This is a genomic window from Herbiconiux sp. VKM Ac-2851, from assembly GCF_013205105.1.
Lineage (GTDB): Bacteria > Actinomycetota > Actinomycetes > Actinomycetales > Microbacteriaceae > Herbiconiux > Herbiconiux flava.
Window position 1 is genome coordinate 845,654 of sequence record NZ_JABMLJ010000001.1, and the last position, 24,546, is coordinate 870,199.

Sequence of the window (24,546 nt, forward strand, 5' to 3'; positions counted from 1 at the left end):
GCGAGCGAAAGACCGCCCGGGTCTAGTCCTCCAGCGCCGAGCGCAGCAGCCCCACGAGGGCGTCGAGCTGCACGCTGTCGGTCGAGCCGATCGCCTGGTCGGAGCCGTCGAGCGCGCGGGCGGCGAGGCCCTGCTTGGAGTCGATCAGCTCGGCGATGCGGGTGTCGATCGTCTGCGCGGCCACGATCCGCCACGCGGTGACCGGCTCGGCCTGGCCGATGCGGTGCACGCGGTCGATGGCCTGGGTCTGCTCGGCAGCGGTCCAGGACAGCTCGGCCAGCACCACGTTCGACGCGGCCTGCAGATTGAGGCCGACGCCCGCCGCGGTGAGCGAGCAGACGGCCACGGCCACCTCGGGGTCGTTGTTGAAGGCGTCGATCTCGCGCTGACGGAGGGCCGCCGACTGGTCGCCGCGGATCGACACCGTCTTCAGCTCCCGCTTGGCGAAAAGCTCCTCGGCGGCGTTCATCACGTCGATGTGCTTGGCGAAGAAGACCACCTTGCCCACGGAGCGGGCGAGCTGCGCGGTGTAGTCGGCGGCAAGGCCGGCCTTCGCCGTGCCGATGCGGCGCACCATCGTGAAGACGTTCAGGCCGTCTTCGTTGGCCTGCGTGTCCTCGAGCTCCTGCCGCGCGACGAGGCGCATCAGGTCGTCGTCTGGCAGCTCGTCGACCTCGTCGCCGCGGGCGTTGGCCCGGGCCGCGACCAGGCGGCGATATCGCGTCACCAGGCGGGCACCGAGCTCGCGCTCGGCCTCGCGGATGGAGCGGCCGAAGTCGTCGTCGAGCTCGACGGGAAGGTCGACGATGCGCTTGGCGGGCAGGTCGGCGGCCACGTCGATCTTGCGGCGGCGCACGATGCCCATGTCGATGACGGCTTCGCGCGCCTCGGCGAAGAAGCCCGCGTCGGCCGGGGTGAGCCCGATCTCCTCGAGGTGCTCCATCAGCTCGGGGCCCGGCTTGTCGCCGTCGATCCAGCCGAGGAACTGCCAGATCGCACGGAAGTCGTCGACGTCGTTGATCAGGGGCGTTCCGGTGAGCGCCATCATCAGCGGGTTGCCGCCGGGGGCGGTGTGCCGGATGCGGTCGGCCAGCGCCAGCACGTTGCGCGAGCGCAGCGAGGTCATGTTCTTGATGAAGTGCGCCTCGTCGACGACCATGCCGCGGAAGCCCATGCTGCCGAGCCAGGACAGGTGCCGGTCGAGCACCTCGTAGTTCACGACCACGACGTCGGCGAAGGCGTCGAGCGTCTCGCCGTCGCCGTGCACGACGGTGGCCCGGCGGTGCGGGGTCCAGAGCTCGACCTCTCGCGCCCAGTTCATCTTCACCACGTTCGGCACGACGGCCAGCAGCGGGTAGGCGTCGGCGACGGATGCGGCCAAGAGCGACTGCGCCGTCTTGCCGAGACCGGGCTCGTCGGCGAGCAGGAAGGTGCGGTGCCCGGCCTGAACGCTCTGCAGGAAGCGGGACTGGTGCACCATCAGCTCGTGGCCGGGGGGCGAGAGGCGGTCGATGGTGGGGGCCTCGGGAAGCTCCATGCTGGCGGCCTTGCCGCCCGCGCCGTACTCGAAGGCGCGGTAGAGCGGGCCGAGCAGCTCCCAGTTCGAGAGCCGGCCGACGCCGTGCGGCTTCGCGGGCGTGAGGTCGGGAGCCATGAACGGGTTCGCCAGCTGGCGCGACTTCACCGAGACGGGCACGACCTGGCGCTCGGCGAGCTCGGGCGGCACGACGGTGGCGGTGGGCGCGGGCGCCTCGGGCTCGTCGTCGGGCACCTCGTAGCCGGCGTCCTCGAGGTATTCGCGGCGGAGGCTCCGGGCGGCGGGCGAGAGCGGGGCGTCGTTCTCGAGCAGCGCGATGAGCGAGGTGTCGCGGGCGGCGGTGCGCGCGAGGATCGACGCGATGCCGTCGAGGCGCTTCAGCTGCTCGGCGCGTTCGGCGTCGGTGATCGTCGTGTCGGTCTTGATGCTCGCGCGCTCCTCGCGCATGAGCAGCGCGACCACGAGGAACTTCGTGCGGTTGGCGGGGGCGACCTTGCCGCGCTGGGCGGCGGCTTCGACCTCGCGCACCTTGCGGGCGAGGATCGGGATCAGACCGGTGTTGTCTGCGGTGCGCGTACGGCGGTTGCCGGACCTTGACATCGTTCTCCTGGGGAGTGAGGCGGAGTGCACGGGGCCTGGGCGGTCGAGCAAGGCGATAAAATCGCGGTCGGCGCGAGGAGCGGGAAATCCCGTGGCAAGGTCAGTGTACGCGATGCACCCTGATCAGCGATGCACCTTGATCAGCAGTCCACTGGCGACGAACACGATCGCGCCGACGCCGTGGGCGATCTGCCAGCCGACGAGCGGCAGGTCGATCGGCAGCACCGGGTTCCAGAGCACGGCGATCGCGGCGAGCGGCGGGAGCCACCACCATTGCTTCGCCTGCACCGCGAAGACCAGCATGATGAGCGCCAGGATGGCGATCACGAAGCGGGCCACGGTGAACCAGCCGTCGTCGCCGATGACGGCCAGGAAGGCCACCAGGGCGATCGCGCCGAGGAGCCCGGGGGCGAGTGCGGGACGGGTGAAGTCGGGGGTGGTCTGTCGCGCGCTCATGTCTCGCCAATCCTACGCGGCGCTCGGTAGGGTGAAGCCATGTCATTCACGTCGGGTGCTTCGACCCCCCTTTTCGCAGGCCCCGAGGGGCTCTGGACAGCTGATCCCGAGGAGCTCGCCGCGCGGCTGTTCGTCACCGTCTTCGCCGGGCAGGGCGCCGTGCCGCTGCCGCAGAAAGACGTGTCGGAGGTCTACTCCACCCTCGCCGGGCTCGGCGGCTACTCGCTGCCCGATGTGCGCTCGGGCAACACGCAGCCTCTCGGGCTGACCGTGCAGCTGGCGCAGGAGGCCATCCTCACCTGGGAGCGCGCGACGGTCGCGGTGCGGCTCTCGGCCGGCTCGGGCATCGGCGGGGGCCCGGTGTCGCACACGGTCACGATGCTCCGCTTCGGGCCGGGCATCCTGAACGCCGCCGACCCGGTGGTCGCGCTCAAGGCGCGGCTCCACTGATGGCGGCGGACGGCAACCCGAAGGCACCGGCACAGACAGAGGCCTTCCGCGTCTCCGACGAGGTCGCCGAGGCCCTCGCCGCCGGGCGTCCGGTCGTGGCTCTCGAGTCGACGATCATCTCGCACGGGCTCCCCCGCCCCCGCAACCTCGAGGCGGCCCGGGAGTTCGAGGCGATCCTCCGTGACGCCGGCGTCACGCCCGCAACCATCGCGGTGCTCGACGGCATCCCCCGCATCGGTCTCGACGACGAGGGCGTGCGGCGCATCGCCGAGGAGGACATGACCAAGGCGAGCGTCCGCGACCTGCCGATCCTCTCGGCCAAGGGCGCGAGCGGTGCGACCACCGTCGCGGCCACCGCCTACCTCGCCGGCCGCGCCGGGGTGCGCGTCTTCGCCACGGGCGGCCTCGGCGGTGTGCACCGCGGCGCCTCCGACACCTTCGACGAGTCGGCCGACCTCTCGGCGCTGGCGCTCTCGGGCGTCACCGTCGTCTCGGCGGGCGTCAAGTCGGTGCTCGACATCCCGGCCACCCTGGAGCGCCTCGAGACCCTCAGCGTTCCCGTGGTCGGCTACCGCACCACCGACTTCCCGAGCTTCTGGCTCAGCACCTCGGGCTACACGATCGACTGGTCGGTCGAGGACACCGACGAGATCGCCCGCGTCATGCGCGGCCAGGACCTGCTCGGCCACGGCCAGGGCATCGTGGTGGCCAACCCGCTGCCGGCCGATCAGCAGTGGGACCCGGCAGAGCACGACCGCGTGCTGGCCACCGCCTTCGCCGCGGCCGACGCCGCCGGGGTCTCGGGCAAGGCGGTCACACCGTTCCTGCTCGGCTTCATCGTCGAGGAGTCGGGCGGCCGCAGCCTCGAGGTCAACCTCGACATCGCCCGCAACAACGTGCGGCTCGCCGGCGGCATCGCGCTCTCCTGGAGCGCACTGAACAGCGCTGCGGCCTAGCCCGTGACCGACCCGCGGATGCCCGTGCCGCGGGTGATCCCGCCCCTGTCCGCCCCGCGGGTGATCGCACCCCTGGCCGCCCCCCGGGTGATCGTCCCCCTGGCCGCCCCGCGGGTGATCGCGTTCGGCGACGTCTTCGACGACGTCATCGTCACCCCGGCCGGCGACATCCGGCCCGACACCGACACGGCGGCCACGATCGAGCGGCGCTCGGGCGGATCGGCGGCCAACGCGGCGGCCTGGTTCGGCCACCTCGGTTCCGAATCGCACTTCTTCGGCCGGGTCGGCGCGGCCGACGTGGACCGGCACGCCGCCGAGCTGGCCGACGCCGGCGTGGCGGCCCACCTCCTGGCCGACACCGAGCGCCCGACCGGCACGATCGTGGTGGTGCTGCAGCCCGACCGCACCCGAACGATGCTCACGGAGCGCGGCGCCAACGTGCTGACCGGCCCCGCCGACGTCGACCGCGCCCTGCTCGCGCCGGGTGCGCACCTGCACCTCACCGGCTACTCGCTCTTCAACGACGTGCCCGGCACTGAACGCATGAGCGCCGTGCGCGCCTGCGCCGCCCTGATCGCCGCGGCCACCGCGGCCGGCATGACCATCTCGGTGAACCCGGGCTCCGCCGGCTTCATCGCCGACCACGGTGCCGATACGGTGCTCGACGCCTCCCGGGGCGCCACGGTGCTGCTGCCGAACCTGGACGAGGGGCGCGCGCTGATCGCGTCCGCCGGTCCGGCGGCTCCGGGCAGTTCAGCCGCCGATCCGGAGGAGGTGGCGACCGCGCTGCTCGCGCACGCACCGGTGGTGGCGCTGACGATGGGGCGCGGCGGGGTGCTCGCCGCGGTCAGGCGGGCGCACGGGCATCCGCTGGTCGTGCGCGTGCCGGCCCTGCTGGTCGACCCGGTCGACACCACCGGCGCGGGGGACGCCTTCAGCGCCGGCTTCGTGCACGCGCTGCTCACGGGGGGATCCGTGGTCGCCGAGGCGATCGACGAGGCCAGACTCGAGCGTGCGGCCCGCGAGGGCGTGCGCTGCGCGGCCATCGCGATCCAGCGCCTCGGCGCCCGCCCCCCGGTCGCCGGCCGGCCCGAGCCGGTGACCGCGACCGAGACGGTGCCGGTGTGATCGCCGGCTCCGCCCCCGACGACGAGGCCGCCCTCGAGCGCCTGCGAACCCTGATCCGAATCCCCACGATGTCGCTGCCGCCGGCCGAGCGCGACGAGGCCGCCTTCGACGCCTTCGCCGACGCCGTCCGTGAGCTCTACCCTCTCGTGCACGAGCACCTCGAGCTCGAGCGGATGCACGACCGCACCTTCCTCTTCCGCTGGCCCGGTCGCACCCGAGGCCGCGCCGCCGTGCTGATGGGCCACTACGACGTGGTGGTCGCCACCGACGAGGGCTGGGAGCATCCGCCCTTCGCCGCGGAGGTCACGGGCGACGGCGCCGACCGCGTGCTCTGGGGACGGGGGACGCTCGACGACAAGGGCTCGGTGGTCGCCGTTCTCGAAGCCGTCGAGCGCTCGCTCGCCGCGGGCGTCACCCCCGAGCACGACGTCTTCCTGCTGTTCGGGCACGACGAGGAGACGGCGGGCACCGGCGCCGAGGCGGCCTCCCGCCTGCTGCACGACCGGGGAGTCGAGATCGGTCTCGTGCTCGACGAGGGCGGAGCGGTGATCGAGCGCGCCTTCCCCACGGTCGAGGTGCCGGTCGCCGTGGTCGGCGTGAGCGAGAAGGGCACCACGAACTTCACCCTCACGGTCGAGCAGCCGGGCGGACACGCCTCCACTCCCCCGGCCGACACGGCCACGAACCGGCTGGCCCGGGCCATCACGCGCCTGCAGAAGCACCCGTTCCCGGCGGGCCTGAATCCGGTGACGGCCCGCATGATCGCCACCATCGGCGCCCACGCGGCGAACCCGCTGCGCACGGTCTTCACCCGGGTCGGGCTGTTCCGCCCACTGATCGTGCCCGTCTTCGCGCGGCTCAGCGACGAGACGGCCGCCATGGTGCGCACGACGATGGCCGTGACGCAGCTCTCCGGGTCACCGGCCGCGAACGCGCTGGCCGAGCGAGCCCAGGCCGTCGTCAACGTGCGCATCGCCGTCGGCTCGACGGTCGACGAGGCCCGGCGGCACCTGGAACGCTCGATCGCCGACCCGCTGGTGCGCGTCGAGACCACGATGCAGAACGGCCCCGCCCGGGTCTCCCGCATGGACGGGCCCGACTGGGACCTGCTCGCCGAGACGATCGTCGCGAGCTACCCCGGCACCGTCGTCACGCCCTACGTGCAGACCGGGGCGACCGACTCGCGGTGGTTCTCCCCGCTCAGCCGCTCGGTGTACCGGTTCAGCCCGTTCGAGATGTCGTCGGAGGAGCGCGCCACGCTGCACGCCAAGAACGAGCGGATGCACGTGCACACGTGGTTCACGGGCATCCGCTTCTTCGAGCGTCTGCTGAGGCGGCTCTAGCGCAGGCCATCGCCCGCGCCGCAGCTGCTGCTGCTGCTACTGCTACTGCTCGGCCCGCTTCGCCTGCTCGGCGGCCATCTGCGCGTGCAGCTCGGGCAGCCGGATCGGCCGGCTCGACGGCGGCAGGTCGTGCACCCGCTCGAGAGCGGGCTCGAGCTCGGAGAGCCACGCCTTGTAGCCCTCCTCGTTCAGGTGCAGGCGGTCTTCGGTGAAGTCGGGGTTGAGCTCGCCCGACTCGACGGCCATGACGGGCCAGAGGTCGAGGTAGTGCGCGCGCACGGTGGCGGCGAACTGCCAGACGTGCCGGTTGATCTCCTTGACGAACTCGGCGTACTCGGCGCCGCGCGGCAGCACCGACTGCACCAGGATGCGCGCGTCGGGCAGCGCGGCCCGGATGTTCGCGAGCGCGGTCTCGATGCCGCGCACGACCTGCTCGATACCGCGGCGGTTCGCCACGTCGTTCGTGCCGATCAGCAGCACGACGGTGTCGGGGTCTTCGGCCGCCACCTCGTCGAGCCGGGCGATCAGACCCTCGGTGGTGTCTCCGCCGACGCCGAGGTTCACGACCTCCAGCTCGGGGAACCACTCCTGCCAGCGGCCGCCTTCGATCAGGCTGTCTCCGACGAAGACGGTCTTGGGCTTTCCGGACATCCGCACCTCCAGGTGAAGTAGATCCCCATTTTAGCCGGGGGCGACGATCCCCGCTCCGGCCGACTTCACCGAACCGGCCTTCGCGGCGTCCTTCCGCGCCGCGAGGAGCGCGGTCTCGGTGATGCGGTTGGCCATGCCGTTGAAGATCACACCGTGGAACGGCAGGATCGCGAACCAGTACAGCCGACCGCCGAGCCCGCGTGGGAAGAAGATGGCGCGCTGGTCGTAGATCGAGCCGCCGTCGTCGGAGGGCGTGGCGCGCATCTCGAGCCAGGCGCCGCCCGGCACCTTCATCTCGGCGCGCAGCCGCAGGAACGACCCGCGGTCGATCTGCTCCACGCGCCAGAAGTCGAGCGCGTCGCCCGTGTGCAGCTCGGTCTGGCTCCGGCGGCCGCGGCGGAGGCCGACTCCGCCGACGACCTTGTCCATCCAGCCGCGCACGGCCCAGGCGATCGGGAAGGAGTACCAGCCGTTCTCGCCGCCGATGCCCTCGATCACGCGCCAGAGTTCGTCGGCCGGCGCCGGCGTGGTGCGCTGCTTCACGTCGAGGTACACGGTGTGGCCGGCCCAGTCGGGGTCGCTCGGCAGCGGGTCGCTGACGGCACCGGGCACGAAGGCGTCCTGCCAGCTGGTCTCGACCTCGCCGGCCTTCATCTTCCCCAGCGCGAGCCGCACGGCCCGGCGGTACGGGGTGAGCCCGCCCTCGGGGTCGTCGATGTAGCCGCGGATGTCGTGCTCGTGCGTCACGCAGTCGAACTGCAGCGACGCGATGATCGGGATGGCCAGAGCGCGCGGGATGGGCGTGACGAGGTTCACCCACTGCGAGGCGAGCCAGGGCGTCAGCACGGGCAGCGCGGCGATCGGCCGCTGGGCGAGCCCCGCCTCGAGCGCGTAGCCGTTCATCATCTGCCCGTAGCGCAGCACGTCGGGGCCGCCGATGTCGAAGGTGCGGTTCACCTCGGGCGGCAGCTCGGCGGCCTTGACGAGGTAGTAGAGCACGTCGCGCACGGCGATCGGCTGGATGTGGTTGCGCACCCACTTCGGTGCCGGCATGTAGGGAAGCACGTCGGTGAGGTGCCGGATCATCTCGAACGAGGTCGAGCCGGAGCCGATCACGACGCCCGCCTGCAGCGCGGCGGTGGGCACACCCGAGTCGAGCAGGATGCGCCCGACGGCGACCCGCGACCGCAGGTGCGGCGACAGCTTCCCGCCCTCCGGGTGCAGCCCACCGAGGTACACGACGCGCTTCACGCCGGCGTCGGCGACCGCGGCGGCCACGTTCTTCGCCGAGGCCTCCTCGGCCTTCTCGAAGTCGCCCGTGCCACCCATGGAGTGCACGAGGTAGTAGAAGACGTCGACGCCCTCGACCGCCGCGCGGAGCGACTCGGCGTCGCCGAGGTCGCCCTTGACGATGTCGACCGACCCGGCCCAGGGCACGTCGCGCAGCTTCTCGGGCGTGCGCACGAGCACGCGCACGTCGAAGCCCGCGTCGAGCAGGCGGGGAACGAGACGCCCCCCGATGTAGCCGGTCGCGCCCGTGACGAGGGCCAAGCGTGGGGAGGTCATGCTGCCCACGCTAGACCTCGCACGGCCACGGCGGGCCGGAGGCGCCGCCCTCGGGGCGAACGGTCAGCGGCCGCTCGCCCCGGTGCCCCACGAGGGGCCGCGTCGGATCAGCCCAGCGCTAGATCAGCGCCTTCGTGTGCCACACCGTCTTGATCTCGGTGAACGCCCCGATGCGGGCGAGGCTCGGCGCGGCGGCGTCCGGCCCCTCCTCGGGCGGCAGCACGCGCTTCAGCGTCTCGGCCGCGGCGATCTCGAGGTCGATCCACTCCAGCGCGGACGCACCGACGAGGTCGAGCGCGTTCACGTCGGCGTGGCTCGCGAGCCACGGCGCCAACTCGGCGGGCGATCCGGTCAGCACGTTGACCACGCCCTTCGGCAGGTCGCTCGTGGCGAGCACCTCGCCGAGGGTGATGGCCGAGAGCGGATGCGCCTCGCTCGCGACGACCACCACGGTGTTGCCGGCGACGAGCGCGGGCGCCACGGCGCTGACGAGGCCGAGCAGAGCCGAGTCCTGGGGCGCCACGATCGCGACGACCCCGGTGGGCTCGGGCACCGAGAGGTTGAAGTACGGCCCGGAGACCGGGTTCGCGTTGCCGGCGACCTGCGCGTACTTGTCGGTCCAGCCGGCGTACCAGACCCAGCGGTCGATGGCCTCGTCGACCTGGGCACGAGCGGCGGAGGCCGACACGCCCTCCTGCTTGACGATCTCGTCCTCGAACTGCGCCCGGCGGCCCTCGAGCACCTCGGCCACGCGGTAGAGCACCTGGCCGCGGTTGTAGGCGGTGGCGCCCGACCAGCCGCCGACGGCGGCGCGTGCGGCCACGACGGCGTCACGCGCATCCTTTCGCGAGGCCTGGGCGGCGTTGGCGAGGAAGCGGCCCTTGGAGTCGACCACCTCGTAGACGCGGCCCGACTCGCTGCGCGGGAAGGCGCCGTTGACGTAGAGCTTGTAGGTCTTGGGAACGGAGACGTGGCCACTCATCGTGCGCCTTCTTTCAGGTATGCGGCGAGACCGTGGCGGCCGCCCTCGCGGCCGTAGCCCGACTCCTTGTAGCCGCCGAAGGGCGACGCGGGGTCGAAGCGGTTGAAGGTGTTGGCCCAGATCACGCCGGCGCGCAGCTTGTCGGCCACGGCCAGGATGCGGCTGCCCTTCTCGCTCCAGATGCCGGCCGAGAGGCCGTAGGGGGTGTTGTTGGCCTTGGCGATCGCCTCGGCCGGGGTGCGGAAGCTCAGCACCGAGAGAACCGGGCCGAAGATCTCCTCGCGGGCGATGCGGTGGCTGGTCGACACGTTGGTGAAGATCGTGGGGGCGAACCAGAAGCCGTTCTCGGGCAGCTCGCACGCCGGGCTCCAGCGCTCGGCGCCCTCGGCCTCGCCGATCTCGCTCAGCTCGCGGATGCGCGCCAGCTGCTCGGCGCTGTTGATGGCGCCCACGTCGGTGTTCTTGTCGAGCGGGTCGCCGACGCGCAGCGTCTCGAGGCGCGACTTCAGGCGCTCGACGACCTCGTCGTGGATCGACTCCTGCACCAGCAGCCGCGAGCCCGCGCAGCAGACGTGGCCCTGGTTGAAGAAGATGCCGTTGACGATGCCCTCGATGGCCTGGTCGATCGGCGCGTCGTCGAAGACGATGTTCGCCGCCTTGCCGCCGAGCTCGAGGGTGAGCTTCTTGCCGGTGCCCGCGGTGGAGCGCGCGATCTCGCGGCCGACCGCGGTGGAGCCGGTGAAAGCCACCTTGTTCACGTCGGGGTGGTTGACGAGCGCGCGGCCCGTCTCACCTGCACCGGTGACGATGTTGACGACACCGGCCGGGAGGTCGGCCTGCTGTAGGATCTCGGCGAACAGCAGCGCCGTGAGCGACGTGGTCTCGGCGGGCTTCAGCACGACCGTGTTGCCGGCGGCCAGGGCGGGCGCGATCTTCCACGCCAGCATGAGCAGCGGGAAGTTCCACGGGATGACCTGGGCGGCGACGCCGAGCGAGCGCGGGTTCGCGCCGACGCCGGCGTACTCGAGCTTGTCGGCCCAGCCGGCGTAGTAGAAGAACCAGGCCGCCACGAGCGGCACGTCGACGTCGCGGCTCTCCTTGATCGGCTTGCCGTTGTCGAGCGACTCGGCGACGGCGAGCTCGCGGGCGCGCTCCTGCACGAGGCGCGCGATGCGGAACAGGTACTTGCCGCGGTCGCGGCCCGACATGCGCGACCAGGTCTTCTCGTAGGCCTTGCGCGCGGCGGCCACGGCGCGGTCGACGTCGGCCTCGGTGCCGTTGGCGATGCGCGCGATCGGCTTCTCGGTGGCGGGCGAGATCGTCAGGAACGACTCTCCGGCGGCGGGGGTGAACTCGCCGTCGATGAACAGGCCGTACTCGGGCTTGAGGTCGAGGATCGCCGTCGACTCCGGGGCCGGGGCGTATTCGAGGAATGACATCGTGTGGTCCTAGTCGATCGTGACGTAGTCGGCGCCGGAGTAGTGCCCGGAGCTGAGCTTCTGCCGCTGCAGCAGCACGTCGTTGAGGAGGCTCGAGGCCCCGAAGCGGAACAGGTGCGGCTGGAGCCACTCCTCGCCCACCGTCTCGGCGACGGTGACGAGGTACTTGATGGCGTCCTTCGATGAGCGGATGCCGCCGGCCGGCTTGACGCCGATCTTCTCGCCGGTGAGGCGGTTCCAGTCGCGCACGGCTTCGAGCATCAGCAGCGTGACAGGCAGCGTGGCGGCCGGGGCGACCTTGCCGGTCGAGGTCTTGATGAAGTCGCCGCCCGCGAGGATGGCGAGCCAGGATGCCCGGCGCACGTTGTCGTAGGTGTTCAGCTCCCCGGTCTCGAGGATGACCTTGAGGTGCGCGAACGAGCCGTCGGCCCGGCGGCAGGCCTCCTTCACCGCGACGATCTCGTCGAAGACCTGGCCGTAGCGGCCGGAGAGGAAGGCACCGCGGTCGATCACCATGTCGATCTCGTCGGCCCCGGCGGCCACCGCGTCGGCGGTGTCGGCCAGCTTCACCGGAAGCGAGGCGCGGCCCGAGGGGAAGGCGGTCGCGACGGCGGCGACGTTGATCAGCCCGTCGCCGGGCTCGGTCACACGGCCGGCGGCGTGGGCGTCGCCCAGCGCCTCGACGGCGTACGGCACCATGTCGCCGTAGACGCAGACGGCGGCGACCCGCGGGGTCGAGTTGTCCCCCGCATCCGGAACCAGGGCCTTGGCCACGAGCGAGCGCACCTTGCCGGGGGTGTCGGCGCCCTCGAGCGTGGTGAGGTCGATCAGCTCGATGATGCGGTCGAGGGCCCAGGCCTTCGACGTGGTCTTGATCGAGCGCGTGCCGAGCGAGGCGGCGCGCTGCTCGAGTCCGACGGTATCGACGCCGGGAAGGCCGTCGAGGTACCGCTTGAGGGTGGCTTCGGTCAGGTCGCCGCCGAGCACCTCCACGGCGCGCTGCGCGGGGCTGACCGCTCTTTCTATCGTCACGAGGTCACTTCCCAATCCTTCGCGGCCACGACCCGTCCGGTCGTGCCGCATCCGTCGATTCTCTCATGTGGCCCTGCATGACCACCGGATGCGCGGCGAATCACCGCGCTGCGACCGGTCGTGCTACCACTCGTCCTCGAGCATGCGCGGCCGGGCCACCACGATACCGCTGACGGTCAGCGCCAGGGCGGTGCCGACCAGGAACAGCAGCGGCACGGTCCAGCCGCCCGTGGTGTCGTGCAGCACGCCGACCACGAGCGGCCCGAGGGCGCCGATGCCGTAGCCGATCGACTGCACGAACGAGCTCAGCGCCACCGATCCCTCGTGCGTGCGGGTGCGCAGGTTGATCAGCACGAGCGAGAGCGGGAACAGCAGCGGCCCGAGCCCGATGAACGCGACCCAGAGCCAGAGCGGTCCGCCGGGGGCGAGCAGCAGTCCACCGTAGCCCACGAGGTAGAACACGACGCCGGCGGCGATCAGCGGGCCGACGGTCTTCATCCTCGTCGCGAGGATCGGCACGAGCAGGGCGGCGGGCAGCCCCATCACCGAGAACAGCGACAGCAGCGCACCGGCCTCGGCCTCGGAGGCCCCGGCGACGTCGGTCAGGATGCTCGGCAGCCAGGCGAACATGGCGTACGCGTTCACCGAGGTGAGGGCGAAGACGAGCATCAGCGACCAGGCGACCGGCGAACGGAGCACGCGGCCGAAGCCCTTGCGGCGCTCGACGGGCACATCGACGGGCCCGGGCCGGCCTGCGGCGTCTGCCGGGGCGGCGCCGTCTGCGGCATCGCGCCGATCGCGCATCCGTCTCGCCAGCAGTGTCACGAGCGGCACCAGCGCCAGCACCGCGAACACGGCCCACATGCCCACCGAGACCCGCCAGCTGCTGGCGTCGGCGACCGGCACGGCGACCAGCGGCGGCAGGGTCGCGCCCATCGCCATGATCGTCGCGTACAGCGCGGTCAGCAGCCCGATGCGGTCGGGGAAGTACGTCTTGACGAGCGGGGGCAGCAGCACGTTCGCCACGCCCATGCCCGCGAAGGTCACGGCGCTCGCGAGCACGAGCACCAGGTACGAGCCCGAGGATGCCCGCACCAGGTGCCCGAGCAGGATGGCGACGATCGCCACCACCATCACCCGCTCCACGCCGAACCGCCGGTGCAGGGCGGGGGCGAACAGCCCCACCACGGCGAAGCTCACGGGCGGCAGGGTGCCGAGGAAGCCGATGCCGATGGCGCCGATCGCGAAGTCCTGGCCGATGCGGTCGTAGATGGGCGACAGCGCGGCGACGGCGGTGCGGAGGTTCAGCCCGACGAGCACCACGGCGAGGAGCGCGACGGTGCGGCCCTGCCAGAGCGGCCGCACACCGGCGGCGCCCCGGTCAGCGGGCGTCATCGAGCAGGCGCCGGGCGTTCAGCACGTCGTCGTCCATCTGGGCGATCAGGGGGTCGATGCCCGTGAACTTGACCTGCCCGCGGATGCGCGCGACGAAGGAGACGTCGACGACGTGGTCGTAGAGGTCGAGGTCCTCGTCGAGCACGTAGGCCTCGACCTGCTTCTGCGGCACGCCGTCGAAGGTGGGGTTGTTGCCGACCGAGATCGCCGCGGGGTAGCGCCGCCCGGCATCCGTCAACCAGCCGGCGTAGACGCCGTCGGCGGGGATGAGCCCCTCGGACTCGGGTGAGAGGTTGGCGGTCGGGAAGCCGAGCTCGCGCCCGCGCTTGGCGCCGTGCACGACCATGCCGCGCACGGTGGGGGCGCGGCCGAGCAGCTCGGAGGCGCGTTCGACGTCGCCCTCGGCGAGGAGCTCGCGGATCCAGGTCGAGGAGACCTTGCGCTCCTCGGCGGGCCGCACGTCGGGGATCAGGTCGACGTCGAAGCCGAACTCGCCCCCGAGCTCGCGCAGGGTGTCGATGGTGCCGCGGCCCTTGGCGCCGAAGCGGAAGTCCTCCCCCACCATGACGACCTCGGTGCGGCAGACGCCGGCGAGCACCGTCTCGACGAACTCGCGCGGGGTCATCGAGGCGAGCGCCTCGTCGAAGGGCAGGAAGATCGTGACGTCGACGCCCGTCTCCTCGAGCAGCTCGAGCCGCTGGGCGTTGCCGAGCAGCGCCTCGGGCCGGAGGGACGGGTCGAGCTGGGCGAGCGGATGGCGGTCGAAGGTGATCACGACGCTCGTCAGGCCGCGGCTGCCCGCCACGTCGATCAGCTCGGCGATCACCGCGCGGTGGCCGGCGTGCACCCCGTCGAACTTGCCGATCGTGACGGCGGCCGGACCGAAGCCCTCGGGCACCTCGGCCAGCGAGTGGTAGGCCCTCACCGGGTGCGCCGCAGCCACAGCATGCCGAGCACCGGCAGCACGAGCGGGATGAAGAGGTACCCGGCGCCGTACCACGACCAGACCGAGGCCTTCGCGAACAGCTCGGGCAGGAACAGGCTCAGGGTGCCGACGGTGAGCACGCCGATCAGCTCGAAGGTGATCGTGATCCAGGCGATGCGGTACCAGACCCGCCCCGGGATGATCAGCGCGGCGGTGGCGATGATGTAGACCACGGCGGCCACCGCGGAGAGCGTGTAGGCGAACGGCGCCTGGTCGAACTTGCCGATGATCTCGACGACCGAGCGGCCGGTCGCTCCGAGCGCCAGGATGGCGTAGACCGCGATCAGCACCCGGCCGATGCCGCGGGCTCGGGTGCGGGGCGGGGTCGGGGCGAGGGTGTCGTGAGCCATGGCTCTAGAAGTTTATGGCACCCGGTCAGCTTCCCTGCACGAACCAGATCACGTTCATGCGGTAGACCATCACCGCCACGGCGAGGCAGACCGCGCCCAGGATCACCGTGCTCCAGCGACTGCGCTCGACCAGCGCCCAGAAGCCGCCGGCGACGGGCAGCAGCACCGCCGAGACGAGGTACACCCAGAACTCCAGCGGGTCGCCGGAGGGGGTGTTGCCGAAGGCGGGGGCGGCGATGGCGATCACGAGCTGCACGATCAGCAGCACCTCGACCAGGGCGGTGGCGCCCATCGTGAGGTCGGTGGGCTTCCGTCCGGCCAGACCGAGCACCACGCACAGGATGCCCGCCAGCACGGCCACGGCCACCTGCACGATCGTGAACCACTCGATCACGGGGTCTCCTCGGTCGGGCTGGGGCTGGGGCTGGGGCTGGGGCTGGGGCTGGGGCTGGGGCTGGGGCTGGGGGTGAGGCTGGGGCTGGGGGCTTCATCGGGCGTGGGTGCGTACTCGTCCGGCGGGAAGTTCACGATGCTCTTGGCCGAGGCCCCGGCGCGCTCGACGAGGCCCACCAAGCGCCCCTCGGCGGTGACGGCGGCGACCGGGCCCGAGGGCACGTCGTCACCCACGGGTATGCGCTGCCCGTGGCCGAGGGCGGCGGCGGCGGGGCCGTCCACGTCGAGCACGGGGAACAGGGAGCGGGCCACGTCGGCCGGTGCGCGGAGCGGGAGCGGTTCGCCGGCCTCCACGAGGGCGTCGAGGGTGTCGAGGGTCGGAGCATCCGTCACCGAGAACGGGCCCACGCGGGTGCGCCGGAGGCTGGTGAGATGACCGCCGACACCGAGGGCCACGCCCAGGTCGCGGGCGATCGCGCGGATGTAGGTGCCCGAGGAGCAGACCACCCGCACGTCGACGTCGAGCACCGGATGCCCGTCGTCGTCGGCCCCTCGGCGTCCACTGCCGAGCACCTCGAGCTCCGACACGGTGACCGTGCGGCTCTTCAGCACCACGTCCTCCCCCGCGCGCACCCGGGCGTAGGCGCGCTGGCCGTCGACCTTGATGGCGCTGACCGAGCTCGGCACCTGCTCGATCGTGCCGCGTTGGGCGTCGAGGGCGCGGTCGACCTGCTCGTCGTCGAGACCCTGGACGGCTTGGGCTGCTGCGCGCTCGACGAGCTCGCCCTCGCGGTCGTCGGTGGTGGTCGAGGCGCCGAGGCGGATGGTGGCGAGGTACTCCTTGTCGAGGCCCACCAGGTAGGTGAGGAGCCTCGTGGAGCTGTTCAGGCCGAGGATCAGCAGCCCGGTGGCCATCGGGTCGAGAGTGCCCGCGTGGCCTACCTTGCGCGTCTGGGCGAGGCGCCGGGTGCGGCCGACGACGTCGTGGCTGGTGCGGCCGGCCGGCTTGTCGACCAGGAGGATGCCGCTGGCCGTGCTCGTCGGACTCTTCACACCTGGGGCTTTCTCACGCTGACACGCTAACAGGTGCGCGAGCGTAGGCTCGGAGCATGGTTGAACCCGCTACCCCGGCCAGCGTCTACGCGGACACGCTCGCGGCCGAGATCCGTCACAACTACCGCCTCGGACGGGTGATCGTGGGGGTGGACGGCGTCGAGCACACCCGTGGCTTCGCCGACGAGCTCGCCGCCGCCTTCGAGCGCGCGGGGGTGGATGCGGTGCGGGCCTCGCTCGACGACTTCCAGCGGCCCCGCTCCGAGCGCCTCCGCCTCGGCCCAGACTCCCCCGAGGGCTACTACCTCGACCGCTACGACGTCGACACGCTGAAGCGGGTGCTGATCGAGCCGTTCCGGATGGCCGGCAGCACCGGCTTCCAGACCACCGCCTTCGACGCGGCGCGCGACGTTCCGGCCGAGGCGCGCTGGCTGACGGCTCCGGCGGATGCCGTGCTGGTGCTCGACGGGCCGTTCCTGCAGCGTCCGGGCCTGCGGGGGCAGCTCAACTTCACCGCCTACCTCGAGGGGCGGAACGCCGAGCTGCCGCCCGAGGTGCTCGGGGCGGATGCGCTGTACCAGGCCGAGGCCGGGCCACGGTTCGGGGCGAGCGCCATCATCGATGTGAGTTCGCCCGAGCATCCGCGTCGCAGCTTCGCCGACAGCTGCTGACGCCCCGGGCTCGCGCCTCGATCTAGGCTGTCAGGATGCCCTCCCCGACACCGTTCTCGACGGCGGTGGTCTCGTGGTTCGCGACCGCGGCGCGGGACCTGCCCTGGCGACGGCCCGGATTCACGGCCTGGGGCACGCTCGTCAGCGAGTTCATGCTGCAGCAGACGCCGGTGGTGCGGGTGATCCCGCGGCTGGAGGAGTGGCTCGAGCGGTGGCCGACGCCCGCTGCGCTGGCCGCAGCTCCCGCCGGTGATGCGGTGCGGGCGTGGCAGTCGCTCGGCTATCCGCGACGGGCGCTGAACCTGCACGCGTGCGCGGTGGCGATCACGACCCGGTTCGACGGGGTGGTGCCGCGCGACGTGCCGTCGCTGCTGTCGCTGCCCGGGGTCGGTGACTACACGGCGCGGGCGGTGGCCGTGTTCGCGTATGGTGACCGGCACCCCGTGGTCGACACGAACATCCGCCGGGTGATCGCGCGGGCCATCGAGGGTGCGCCGGATGCCGCCGCCCCCAATGCCCGCCGTGACCTGCCGGCGATGACGGCGCTGCTGCCTGAGTCAGACTCGTCCGCGGCGCGCTTCAACGCCGGGATGATGGAGCTCGGGGCCCTCGTCTGCACGGCTCGCGCCCCGCGCTGCTCGGAGTGCCCCGTGGCGCACCTGTGCTCCTGGCGGGCGGCGGGCTACCCCGAGTCGCCCGTCGCGCGCCGACCGGTGCAGAAGAAGTACGAGGGCTCGGACCGCCAGGCACGCGGCATCGTCCTCGGCGTCCTCAGAGCCTCCCCCGACCCGGTTCCGCACGCCGCTCTGAGTGATGCCCTCCCCGACTCCGCTCGCCTAGGCCGCGCCTTGTCCGGCCTCCTGTCCGACGGCCTCCTGATCACCCACTCCGACGACGTCTACGCCCTCCCTTAGTTCCTCCTGGTCGCGCTGTCCCTTGGAAGGCGACCCATGCCCATCGTCGGCAAGCGCGAAGCGCGCGGCAGTCTTAGGTGCTGCCGCGCGCTCCGCGCTTGCCCTCGAGGATCATGGCCGGGTCACAGAGTCCAATGTCGGTGGTCTCTGATTGAATTAACCTCATGAACAGTTCGTCCGTCGCCTTCACTGAGGCCCCGGCCTTCGACGCCCCGCGCGTCGACTCGCTGGGTGCTCAGTTCGATGCGGCGATTCAGAATGTTCGAGCCGCCGATGCTCAGATCGCCGCGGCCGAGGCGCTCCGCGTGCGCCGACTTGCCCGGGTGGCCGAGCTGGCCGAGCAGATGTCGCGCGCCGACGGCAGCGCCGCCACCGCCGCCGGCCGGGAGTGGGCCCACCGCCGCCTGGTCGTCGAAGTGGCCTGCGCGACCAAGCGCAGCGAACGCACGGTCGCCCGAATGATCGACGACGCCGAGCACCTCGTGACCGAACTCCCCCTGACACTGTCGCGACTCGCCTCGGGTGCCATCTCGTACGCCCACGCCAAGTCGCTGGTGGCCCACGCCCTCACGATTCCCGCGGATGCCCGGGCCGCCTTCGAGCGCGAGGTGCTCCCCCACGCCGAGTCGCTCCCCGCTCACCGCTTCGACGACCGCGCCCGCCGCCTACGGGAACGCCTGCACCCCGAGTCGATCGTCACGCGCACCCGCGCCGCCCTCGAGGAACGATACGTCGCGGTCACCCCCGAGTGCGACGGCATGGCGACGATCCTGCACCATCTGCCCGCGGTCGACGCCCTGGCGATCGACGACCTGATCGACCGCGTGGCCCGAGCCGCCCGCTCCGACGACGACGGCCGCACCCATGCCCAGCGCCGTTGCGACGCCCTCACCGACCTCGTCCTCGCCCGCGGCGACCGCCCGACGCTGGTCCCCACGGTGCTCGTCACCATCGCGGCCTCGACCCTCGACGGCTCCGACGACGCCCCCGCCTCCCTCCACGGCTACGGCCCCATCGACCCTCGCACCGCCCGTCGCCTGGCGCGCCTCGCTCCCACCCTCCTCCATGCCGCGGCACCCACCGCCGCCCGCAGCACCGGAAGCAGCACCGGAAGCAGCACCGGAAGCAGCACCGGCGGCGCCGCCACCACGATCGTCACGCGGCACCGCCGCCGGAGCACCGCGTCCGACGGAGCGGGTGGAGCGACGAACATCACCCCCACCCTCAACTCCGTCTCCCCCACGCACCCGACCGCCGGCCCGGACCCTCAGGATGCCGAACACCGTTACAGCGCCTCCCCGGTGGTGCGCACCGTGCTCACCCTGCTCGACGAGACCTGCCGCTTCCCGGGCTGCGGCCGTCGAGCCGACCGCTGCGAACTCGACCACACCCACGCCTGGAGCGAGGGCGGCCGCACCACCCCCGACAACCTCGCGCACCTCTGCTCCCGCCACCACCACCTCAAGCACGAGGGCGGCTGGCACGTCACCCCCTCCCGCGACGGCACCCGCGCCCTCCACTGGACGAGCCCCCGAGGCGCCACCTACACGACCACCCCCGAACTCCACTCCCTCACCGCGGAACCCCCCGACCCACCCCCACACTGACGACCCCGCTCGACCACGCCGGCCCGCGGTTTCCCCCAGCGCCCCGCTGCACCTCGGCGCGTCGTCGCGCCCGGAACCACGAATGGCCCCACCTCTCTCGAGGCAGGGCCATTCACACCGGGGTGCACCGGAATGCACCGGGGTGCAGAGGAGAAGCTAGTCCTCCTCGATCACCTTCGGCTTCACGTAGGGGTCCTCGTCGCCGGCGTACTGCGCCTTCTTCGCCAGGCCCTCGACCTCGGCGTCACGAGCGCGCGCCTGAGCGAGCAGATCGCCGAGCACCTTCGCGTTCTCCGGCAGCGCGTCCGCGATGAACTCCAGCGACGGAGTCAGCCGAGCCGTGATGTTCTTGCCGACCTCGCTGCGCAGCATGCCGGTCGCCGACTTCAGAGCCGCAGCCGAGTCGGCCCGCTCCTGGTCGTCGCCGTAGACCGTGTAGAAGATCGACGCGTGCTGCAGGTCACCCGTGACCCGCACATCCGTGATGGTGACGAACCCGAGCCGCGGGTCTTTGATGCCCTTCTCGAGGCGCTTCGCCACGATGACCTTGATGCGGTCCGCCATCTTGGCGGCACGAGCCGGATCAGCCATGATCATCCCTCTCTCTGAATCCGAGATCTCCGAACACGGGATCTCTGTATATGGGAGGAGGAGTGATGCGACATCGCCGCACCACTCCTCCGTCAGCTCACGCTGCTCCAGCCGAGGCTAGACGCGCGGCTTCTCCTTCATCTCGATGGTCTCGATCTCGTCGCCGATCTGGATGTCGTTGAACTTGCCGAGACCGATACCGGCCTCGAAGTCCGTCCGCACCTCGGTGACGTCGTCCTTGAAGCGACGCAGCGACTCGATGGCCAGGTTGTCCCCGACCACGACACCCTCGCGGATGACACGCGCCTTGGCGTTTCGCGTGATCGTTCCCGACCGCACGATGACACCGGCGATGTTGCCGAACTTCGAGGAGCGGAAGATCTCGCGGATCTCCGCGACACCCGACTGAACCTCTTCGAACTCCGGCTTCAGCATGCCCTTCAGCGACGACTCGATGTCGTCGAGCGCGTTGTAGATGACCGAGTAGAAGCGGATGTCCACACCCTCGCGAGCGGCGCGCTCGCGCGCCTTCGTGTCGGGACGCACGTTGAAGCCGATGATGATGGCGTTGTCGACCGTGGCGAGGTTGACGTCGCTCTCGGTGACCGCACCCACACCGCGGTGGATGATGCGCAGCTGGACGCTGTCGTCGACCTCGATCTTGAGCAGCGACTCCTCGAGTGCCTCGACGGCACCGGAGACGTCACCCTTGATGATGAGGTTGAGCGCTTCGACCTTGCCCTCTTCGAGTGCACGGGTGAAGTCCTCGAGCGAGATGCGCTTGCGGGCCTTGGCCAGCGAGGCGTTGCGCTCGGCGGCTTCACGCTTCTCAGCGATCTGACGGGCCGTGCGGTCCTCCTCGGTGACGAGGAAGGTGTCACCGGCTCGCGGAACACTGGAGAGGCCCTGGACCTGCACCGGACGCGACGGAGTCGCCTCGGTGACGGTCTCGCCGTTCTCGTCGACCATCGCACGGACACGGCCGTAAGCCGTTCCCGCCACGATCGCGTCGCCGACCCGGAGCGTTCCGGACTGGATGAGCACGGTCGCGACCGCACCGCGGCCCTTGTCGAGCTTGGCTTCGATCGCCACGCCGCGCGCATCCTTGTTCGGGTTGGCCCGCAGGTCGAGACCGGCGTCGGCGGTGAGGAGCACTGCGTCGAGCAGGTCCTGGATGCCGATGTCGTTGCGCGCCGACACGTCGACGAACATGACGTCTCCGCCGTACTCCTCCGCGACCAGGTTGTACTCGGTCAGCTGCTGGCGCACCTTGGCCGGGTTGGCGTCGGGCTTGTCGATCTTGTTGACCGCGACCACGATCGGCACGTTGGCCGCCTGGGCGTGGTTCAACGCCTCGATCGTCTGCGGCATGATGCCGTCGTCAGCCGCCACCACGAGGATCGCGATGTCGGTGACCTGGGCACCACGAGCACGCATGGCGGTGAACGCCTCGTGACCGGGGGTGTCGATGAAGGTGATCGGACGCTCGATCCCCTCGTGCTCGGTGACCACCTGGTACGCACCGATGTGCTGGGTGATGCCACCGGCCTCGCCCGCCACGACGTTCGCGTTGCGGATGGCGTCGAGCAGTCGCGTCTTACCGTGGTCGACGTGACCCATGACGGTGACGACCGGGGGACGGATCTCCAGGTCTTCGTCGGTCTCGTCTTCCAGCTCCTGGTCGAGGTCGATGTCGAAGCCCTCGAGGAGCTCGCGATCCTCTTCCTCCGGCGACACGATCATGATCTTGTAGCCGAGCTCTTCGCCGAGCACCTGGAAGGTGGCCTCGTCGAGCGACTCGGTCGCCGTCGCCATCTCACCGAGGTGGAACAGCACGGTCACCAGGTTGCCGGGGCTCGCGTCGATCTTGTCGGCGAAGTCGGTGATCGAGGCACCACGACGCAGGCGGACGACGGTGTTGCCGTCGCCGCGGGGGACGCTGACGCCACCCAGCGACGGGGCTTCGCGCAGCTCGAATTCGGCCCTCTTCGTCCGCTTGGACTTGCGGGCCTTGCTCTTGCCACCACCGCGACCGAACGCACCGGCGGTTCCACCACCGGGGCCACGGCCACGACCGCCGGCACCCGGACGCGGCGCGAAGCCGCCGGGGGCGCCACCGGGACGGAACCCGGGCGAACCGGGAGCCGGGCGAGCGCCGCCACCCTGAGGAGCGCCGGGGCGGAAGCCCGCACCGGTGCCGGGGCGCTGGAAGCCCGTGGGGCGAGGAGCACCCGGACGGGGCGAACCGGGACGCGGAGCGCTCGGACGAGGAGCACCGGGACGCGGGATGGCGCCACCGGCGCCACCACCCGAACCGCTGCGACCCATGCCCTGCTGGCTGGCGAAGGGGTTGTTGCCCGGGCGCGGCGCACCGGGGCGCTGCATGCCCTGCTGGCTGGCGAACGGGTTGTTGCCCGGGCGCGGGATGCCGGGACGCGGTCCGCCGGGGCGGGGCGCAGCGGAGTCACCGGAGGCAGCCGGAGCGGCCGGAGCCGCAGGCGTCGCCGAGCCGGACGCCGCGGGGGCGTCGGTCGAGGACTTCGGTGCCGGGGCAGCGGCGGCGGGCGCAGCCGGAGCAGCGGCCGCCGGAGTGGCGGGAGCGGCGGCAGCAGCGCGCTCGGCAGGGGCCGGGGCGGGTGCGGCCGGAGCAGCAGGCGCGGCGGGTGCCGGCGTCGAGGTGCGGCCGGCCGAGGGGCCGGGAGCCGGAGCGCCGGGACGAGCGCCACCGGGGCGGGGCCCGGACGACGACGACTTCGGCGCAGCCGAGGACGAACCGGCAGCCGGAGCGGTCGAGCCGCCGGAGGCGGCGCCGGCGCCGGCCTTGATCAGTGCCTCTTTGAGGCGACGAGCCACGGGGGGCTCGATGCTCGACGAGGGGCCCTTGACGAACTGACCCATCTCTTTGAGCGTCGCAAGGGCGACCTTGCTGTCGACACCGAGCTCGGCGGCGACTTCATGTACACGTGGTTTTGCAGCCACAATTCTCCTGTCTGGATGGCCCACCCAGACAGGGCAGGCCGTTAGTAGCGGACGGGTCTCATTTCGAGCCGCTCATCAGTTGTCACTCATGGTTCACGGTGCCGTTCAGCCTGTTCTCTAATGTTGTCGTCTCGAGTGTTCCGTCCACCCGGAGCGCACGCCCGAAAGCGCGACGCGTGACCGCGAGGTGAAAGCACGCGAGTGTCGGATGCAACCATGCGCCTCGCCCGGGAAGTGTGGCCGTCTCATCGACGACCAGAGCTTGTCCAACAGGAACGACGTTCCTGGCGACGACCCTCAGCAAAGAGGACCGTGAGGCGCGCGCACGACATCCGACGCACGTTCTAACGGGTTCCATGGTACTCCATATTCCCGGAGCGGCCGTCGGGGCCCGCTCCGGAAGTGCGCCGATCAGTCGCCGTCGAGGATGCTGTCGGGCTGGATGTCGATCTTCGCGCCCGTGAGCTTCGCGGCGAGTCGGGCGTTCTGGCCCTCCTTGCCGATCGCGAGCGAGAGCTGGTAGTCGGGCACCAGGGCGCGCACGGCCTTGGTGGCCTGATCGATCACGAAGGCACTCGAGACCTTGGCGGGCGAGAGCGCATTGGCGACGAACGTCGGCAGGTCTTCCGAGTAGTCGACGATGTCGATCTTCTCGGCGCCGAGCTCGGACGTGACGGCCCGGACGCGCTGGCCCAGCTCGCCGATGCAGGCGCCTTTGGCGTTCACACCGGGCTCGGTGGCCCGCACCGCGATCTTCGTGCGGTGGCCGGCCTCGCGGGCGAGCGAGACGATCTCCACGACGCCCGAGGCGATCTCGGGCACCTCGAGGGCGAAGAGCTTGCGCACGAGCGACGGATGCGTTCGCGAGACGGTGATCGCCGGGCCCTTCGGCCCCTTGGCGACGCTCGTGACGTACACGCGGATGCGCGAGCCGTGCGCGTAGACCTCGCCCGGCACCTGCTCCTCGGGCGGCATGATGGCCTCGATGGTGCCGAGGTCGACGTGGATCATCCGCGGGTTCGGGCCCTGCTGGATGACGCCGGCGACGATGTCGCCCTCGCGGCCCTTGAACTCGCCGAGCACCTTGTCGTCACCGATGTCGCGCAGCCGCTGGTTGATGACCTGCTTCGCGGCGAAGGCGGCGATGCGGCCGAAGTCGCTCGGGTTCTCCTCGGCCTCGCCGATGAGAACGCCGTCCTCGTCGAGCTCGGGCACGAAGATGCCGATGTGACCGGTCTTGCGGTCGAGGTGCACGCGAGCCGAGTCGGTGCCGTCCTCCGTGGTCGCCGGGCGGTCGGTGTGCTTGAGGAATGCGGTCAGGATCGCCTGCTCGATGATTCCCACGAGTTCCTCGAAGGGAATCTCTCGTTCACGCTCCAAGAGGCGTAAGACGCTGAGGTCGATGTCCACTTCCGGCCTCCTCTGTTCAGATCTGTCGCCGCCGATGTCTCCGGCGGTCAAACGGAAA

Annotated in this window: 23 protein-coding genes; 7 read left to right on the forward strand and 16 right to left on the reverse strand. The window is 71.3% G+C overall.

Annotated features, from left to right (window positions below; translation table 11 throughout):
* Positions 1-22 precede the first annotated feature (22 nt).
* Positions 23-2,137 (reverse strand): DEAD/DEAH box helicase, encoded by a 2,115-nt coding sequence (locus HQQ85_RS03920; protein ID WP_173181173.1) that lies wholly within the window; start codon positions 2,135-2,137, stop codon positions 23-25.
* A gap of 123 nt (positions 2,138-2,260) precedes the next feature.
* Entirely contained in the window at positions 2,261-2,593 is a 333-nt protein-coding gene (locus HQQ85_RS03925) for a DUF6804 family protein (protein WP_173181174.1), read from the reverse strand.
* Positions 2,594-2,632: 39 nt separating this feature from the next.
* On the opposite strand from HQQ85_RS03925, the gene HQQ85_RS03930 reads away from it, so the two are divergent.
* The 4 genes from HQQ85_RS03930 to HQQ85_RS03945 are packed head-to-tail and all read left to right on the forward strand — an operon-like array spanning position 2,633 to position 6,470.
* Positions 2,633-3,043, forward strand: coding sequence for a hypothetical protein (locus tag HQQ85_RS03930; RefSeq protein WP_173181175.1), 411 nt, complete (start codon positions 2,633-2,635; stop codon positions 3,041-3,043).
* Positions 3,043-3,999, forward strand: coding sequence for a pseudouridine-5'-phosphate glycosidase (locus HQQ85_RS03935; RefSeq protein WP_173181176.1), 957 nt, complete (start codon positions 3,043-3,045; stop codon positions 3,997-3,999). Before HQQ85_RS03930 ends, HQQ85_RS03935 begins: the two co-directional genes overlap by 1 nt.
* 3 nt (positions 4,000-4,002) lie before the next feature.
* Positions 4,003-5,127 (forward strand): PfkB family carbohydrate kinase, encoded by a 1,125-nt coding sequence (locus HQQ85_RS03940; protein ID WP_173181177.1) that lies wholly within the window; start codon positions 4,003-4,005, stop codon positions 5,125-5,127.
* The gene (locus tag HQQ85_RS03945; RefSeq protein WP_371741751.1) at positions 5,124-6,470 is read left to right on the forward strand and encodes a M20/M25/M40 family metallo-hydrolase; all 1,347 of its coding nucleotides are present in this window, start codon (positions 5,124-5,126) and stop codon (positions 6,468-6,470) included. Before HQQ85_RS03940 ends, HQQ85_RS03945 begins: the two co-directional genes overlap by 4 nt.
* 42 nt (positions 6,471-6,512) lie before the next feature.
* Here the strand turns inward: HQQ85_RS03945 and HQQ85_RS03950 are convergent, their stop codons facing one another.
* The 10 genes from HQQ85_RS03950 to truB all read right to left on the reverse strand — a co-directional run bounded on the left by HQQ85_RS03950 (position 6,513) and on the right by truB (position 16,316).
* Positions 6,513-7,121 (reverse strand): GDSL-type esterase/lipase family protein, encoded by a 609-nt coding sequence (locus tag HQQ85_RS03950; protein ID WP_173181178.1) that lies wholly within the window; start codon positions 7,119-7,121, stop codon positions 6,513-6,515.
* A gap of 30 nt (positions 7,122-7,151) precedes the next feature.
* Entirely contained in the window at positions 7,152-8,687 is a 1,536-nt protein-coding gene (locus HQQ85_RS03955; protein WP_173181179.1) for an SDR family oxidoreductase, read from the reverse strand.
* A gap of 118 nt (positions 8,688-8,805) precedes the next feature.
* Positions 8,806-9,669 carry an aldehyde dehydrogenase family protein gene (locus tag HQQ85_RS03960; protein ID WP_173181180.1) on the reverse strand — a complete coding sequence of 288 codons (864 nt, stop codon included), beginning with the start codon at positions 9,667-9,669 and terminating at the stop codon, positions 8,806-8,808.
* Positions 9,666-11,108, reverse strand: coding sequence for an aldehyde dehydrogenase family protein (locus HQQ85_RS03965; protein ID WP_173181181.1), 1,443 nt, complete (start codon positions 11,106-11,108; stop codon positions 9,666-9,668). Before HQQ85_RS03965 ends, HQQ85_RS03960 begins: the two co-directional genes overlap by 4 nt.
* Before the next feature lie 9 nt (positions 11,109-11,117).
* Positions 11,118-12,140, reverse strand: a complete 1,023-nt coding sequence (deoC, locus tag HQQ85_RS03970) for a deoxyribose-phosphate aldolase (protein WP_371741752.1) — start codon at positions 12,138-12,140, stop codon at positions 11,118-11,120.
* 123 nt (positions 12,141-12,263) lie between these two features.
* Positions 12,264-13,535 carry an MFS transporter gene (locus tag HQQ85_RS03975; protein WP_173181183.1) on the reverse strand — a complete coding sequence of 424 codons (1,272 nt, stop codon included), beginning with the start codon at positions 13,533-13,535 and terminating at the stop codon, positions 12,264-12,266.
* Positions 13,522-14,460 carry a bifunctional riboflavin kinase/FAD synthetase gene (locus HQQ85_RS03980; protein WP_173181184.1) on the reverse strand — a complete coding sequence of 313 codons (939 nt, stop codon included), beginning with the start codon at positions 14,458-14,460 and terminating at the stop codon, positions 13,522-13,524. The genes HQQ85_RS03975 and HQQ85_RS03980 overlap by 14 nt, the downstream gene beginning before the upstream one ends.
* The gene (locus tag HQQ85_RS03985; RefSeq protein WP_173181185.1) at positions 14,457-14,870 is read right to left on the reverse strand and encodes a hypothetical protein; all 414 of its coding nucleotides are present in this window, start codon (positions 14,868-14,870) and stop codon (positions 14,457-14,459) included. Before HQQ85_RS03985 ends, HQQ85_RS03980 begins: the two co-directional genes overlap by 4 nt.
* Positions 14,871-14,895: 25 nt before the next feature.
* Complete coding sequence (locus HQQ85_RS03990; protein ID WP_173181186.1) at positions 14,896-15,264, reverse strand: hypothetical protein; 369 nt, start codon at positions 15,262-15,264, stop codon at positions 14,896-14,898.
* Positions 15,261-16,316 carry a tRNA pseudouridine(55) synthase TruB gene (gene truB, locus HQQ85_RS03995; protein ID WP_173181187.1) on the reverse strand — a complete coding sequence of 352 codons (1,056 nt, stop codon included), beginning with the start codon at positions 16,314-16,316 and terminating at the stop codon, positions 15,261-15,263. Before truB ends, HQQ85_RS03990 begins: the two co-directional genes overlap by 4 nt.
* 56 nt (positions 16,317-16,372) lie before the next feature.
* Between truB and HQQ85_RS04000 the strand changes: the two genes are divergently transcribed.
* From HQQ85_RS04000 to HQQ85_RS04010, 3 genes are all read left to right on the forward strand, one after another.
* Positions 16,373-16,987, forward strand: coding sequence for a hypothetical protein (locus HQQ85_RS04000; protein WP_173181188.1), 615 nt, complete (start codon positions 16,373-16,375; stop codon positions 16,985-16,987).
* Between the two features lie 35 nt (positions 16,988-17,022).
* Positions 17,023-17,901 (forward strand): A/G-specific adenine glycosylase, encoded by an 879-nt coding sequence (locus HQQ85_RS04005; RefSeq protein WP_173181189.1) that lies wholly within the window; start codon positions 17,023-17,025, stop codon positions 17,899-17,901.
* Positions 17,902-18,065: 164 nt separating this feature from the next.
* Positions 18,066-19,508, forward strand: a complete 1,443-nt coding sequence (locus HQQ85_RS04010) for an HNH endonuclease signature motif containing protein (protein WP_173181190.1) — start codon at positions 18,066-18,068, stop codon at positions 19,506-19,508.
* A gap of 156 nt (positions 19,509-19,664) precedes the next feature.
* Here HQQ85_RS04010 and rbfA read toward each other — a convergent pair whose 3' ends face one another.
* From rbfA to nusA, 4 genes are all read right to left on the reverse strand, one after another.
* The gene (gene rbfA / locus HQQ85_RS04015) at positions 19,665-20,099 is read right to left on the reverse strand and encodes a 30S ribosome-binding factor RbfA (protein ID WP_173181191.1); all 435 of its coding nucleotides are present in this window, start codon (positions 20,097-20,099) and stop codon (positions 19,665-19,667) included.
* A gap of 117 nt (positions 20,100-20,216) precedes the next feature.
* Positions 20,217-23,078 (reverse strand): translation initiation factor IF-2, encoded by a 2,862-nt coding sequence (gene infB / locus HQQ85_RS04020; RefSeq protein ID WP_173181192.1) that lies wholly within the window; start codon positions 23,076-23,078, stop codon positions 20,217-20,219.
* Positions 23,079-23,160: 82 nt separating this feature from the next.
* On the reverse strand, positions 23,161-23,436 hold the full coding sequence (locus HQQ85_RS04025; protein ID WP_173181193.1) for a YlxR family protein: 276 nt from the start codon (positions 23,434-23,436) through the stop codon (positions 23,161-23,163).
* A gap of 53 nt (positions 23,437-23,489) precedes the next feature.
* The gene (nusA, locus tag HQQ85_RS04030; RefSeq protein WP_173181194.1) at positions 23,490-24,488 is read right to left on the reverse strand and encodes a transcription termination factor NusA; all 999 of its coding nucleotides are present in this window, start codon (positions 24,486-24,488) and stop codon (positions 23,490-23,492) included.
* Between the last annotated feature and the right edge of the window lie 58 nt (positions 24,489-24,546).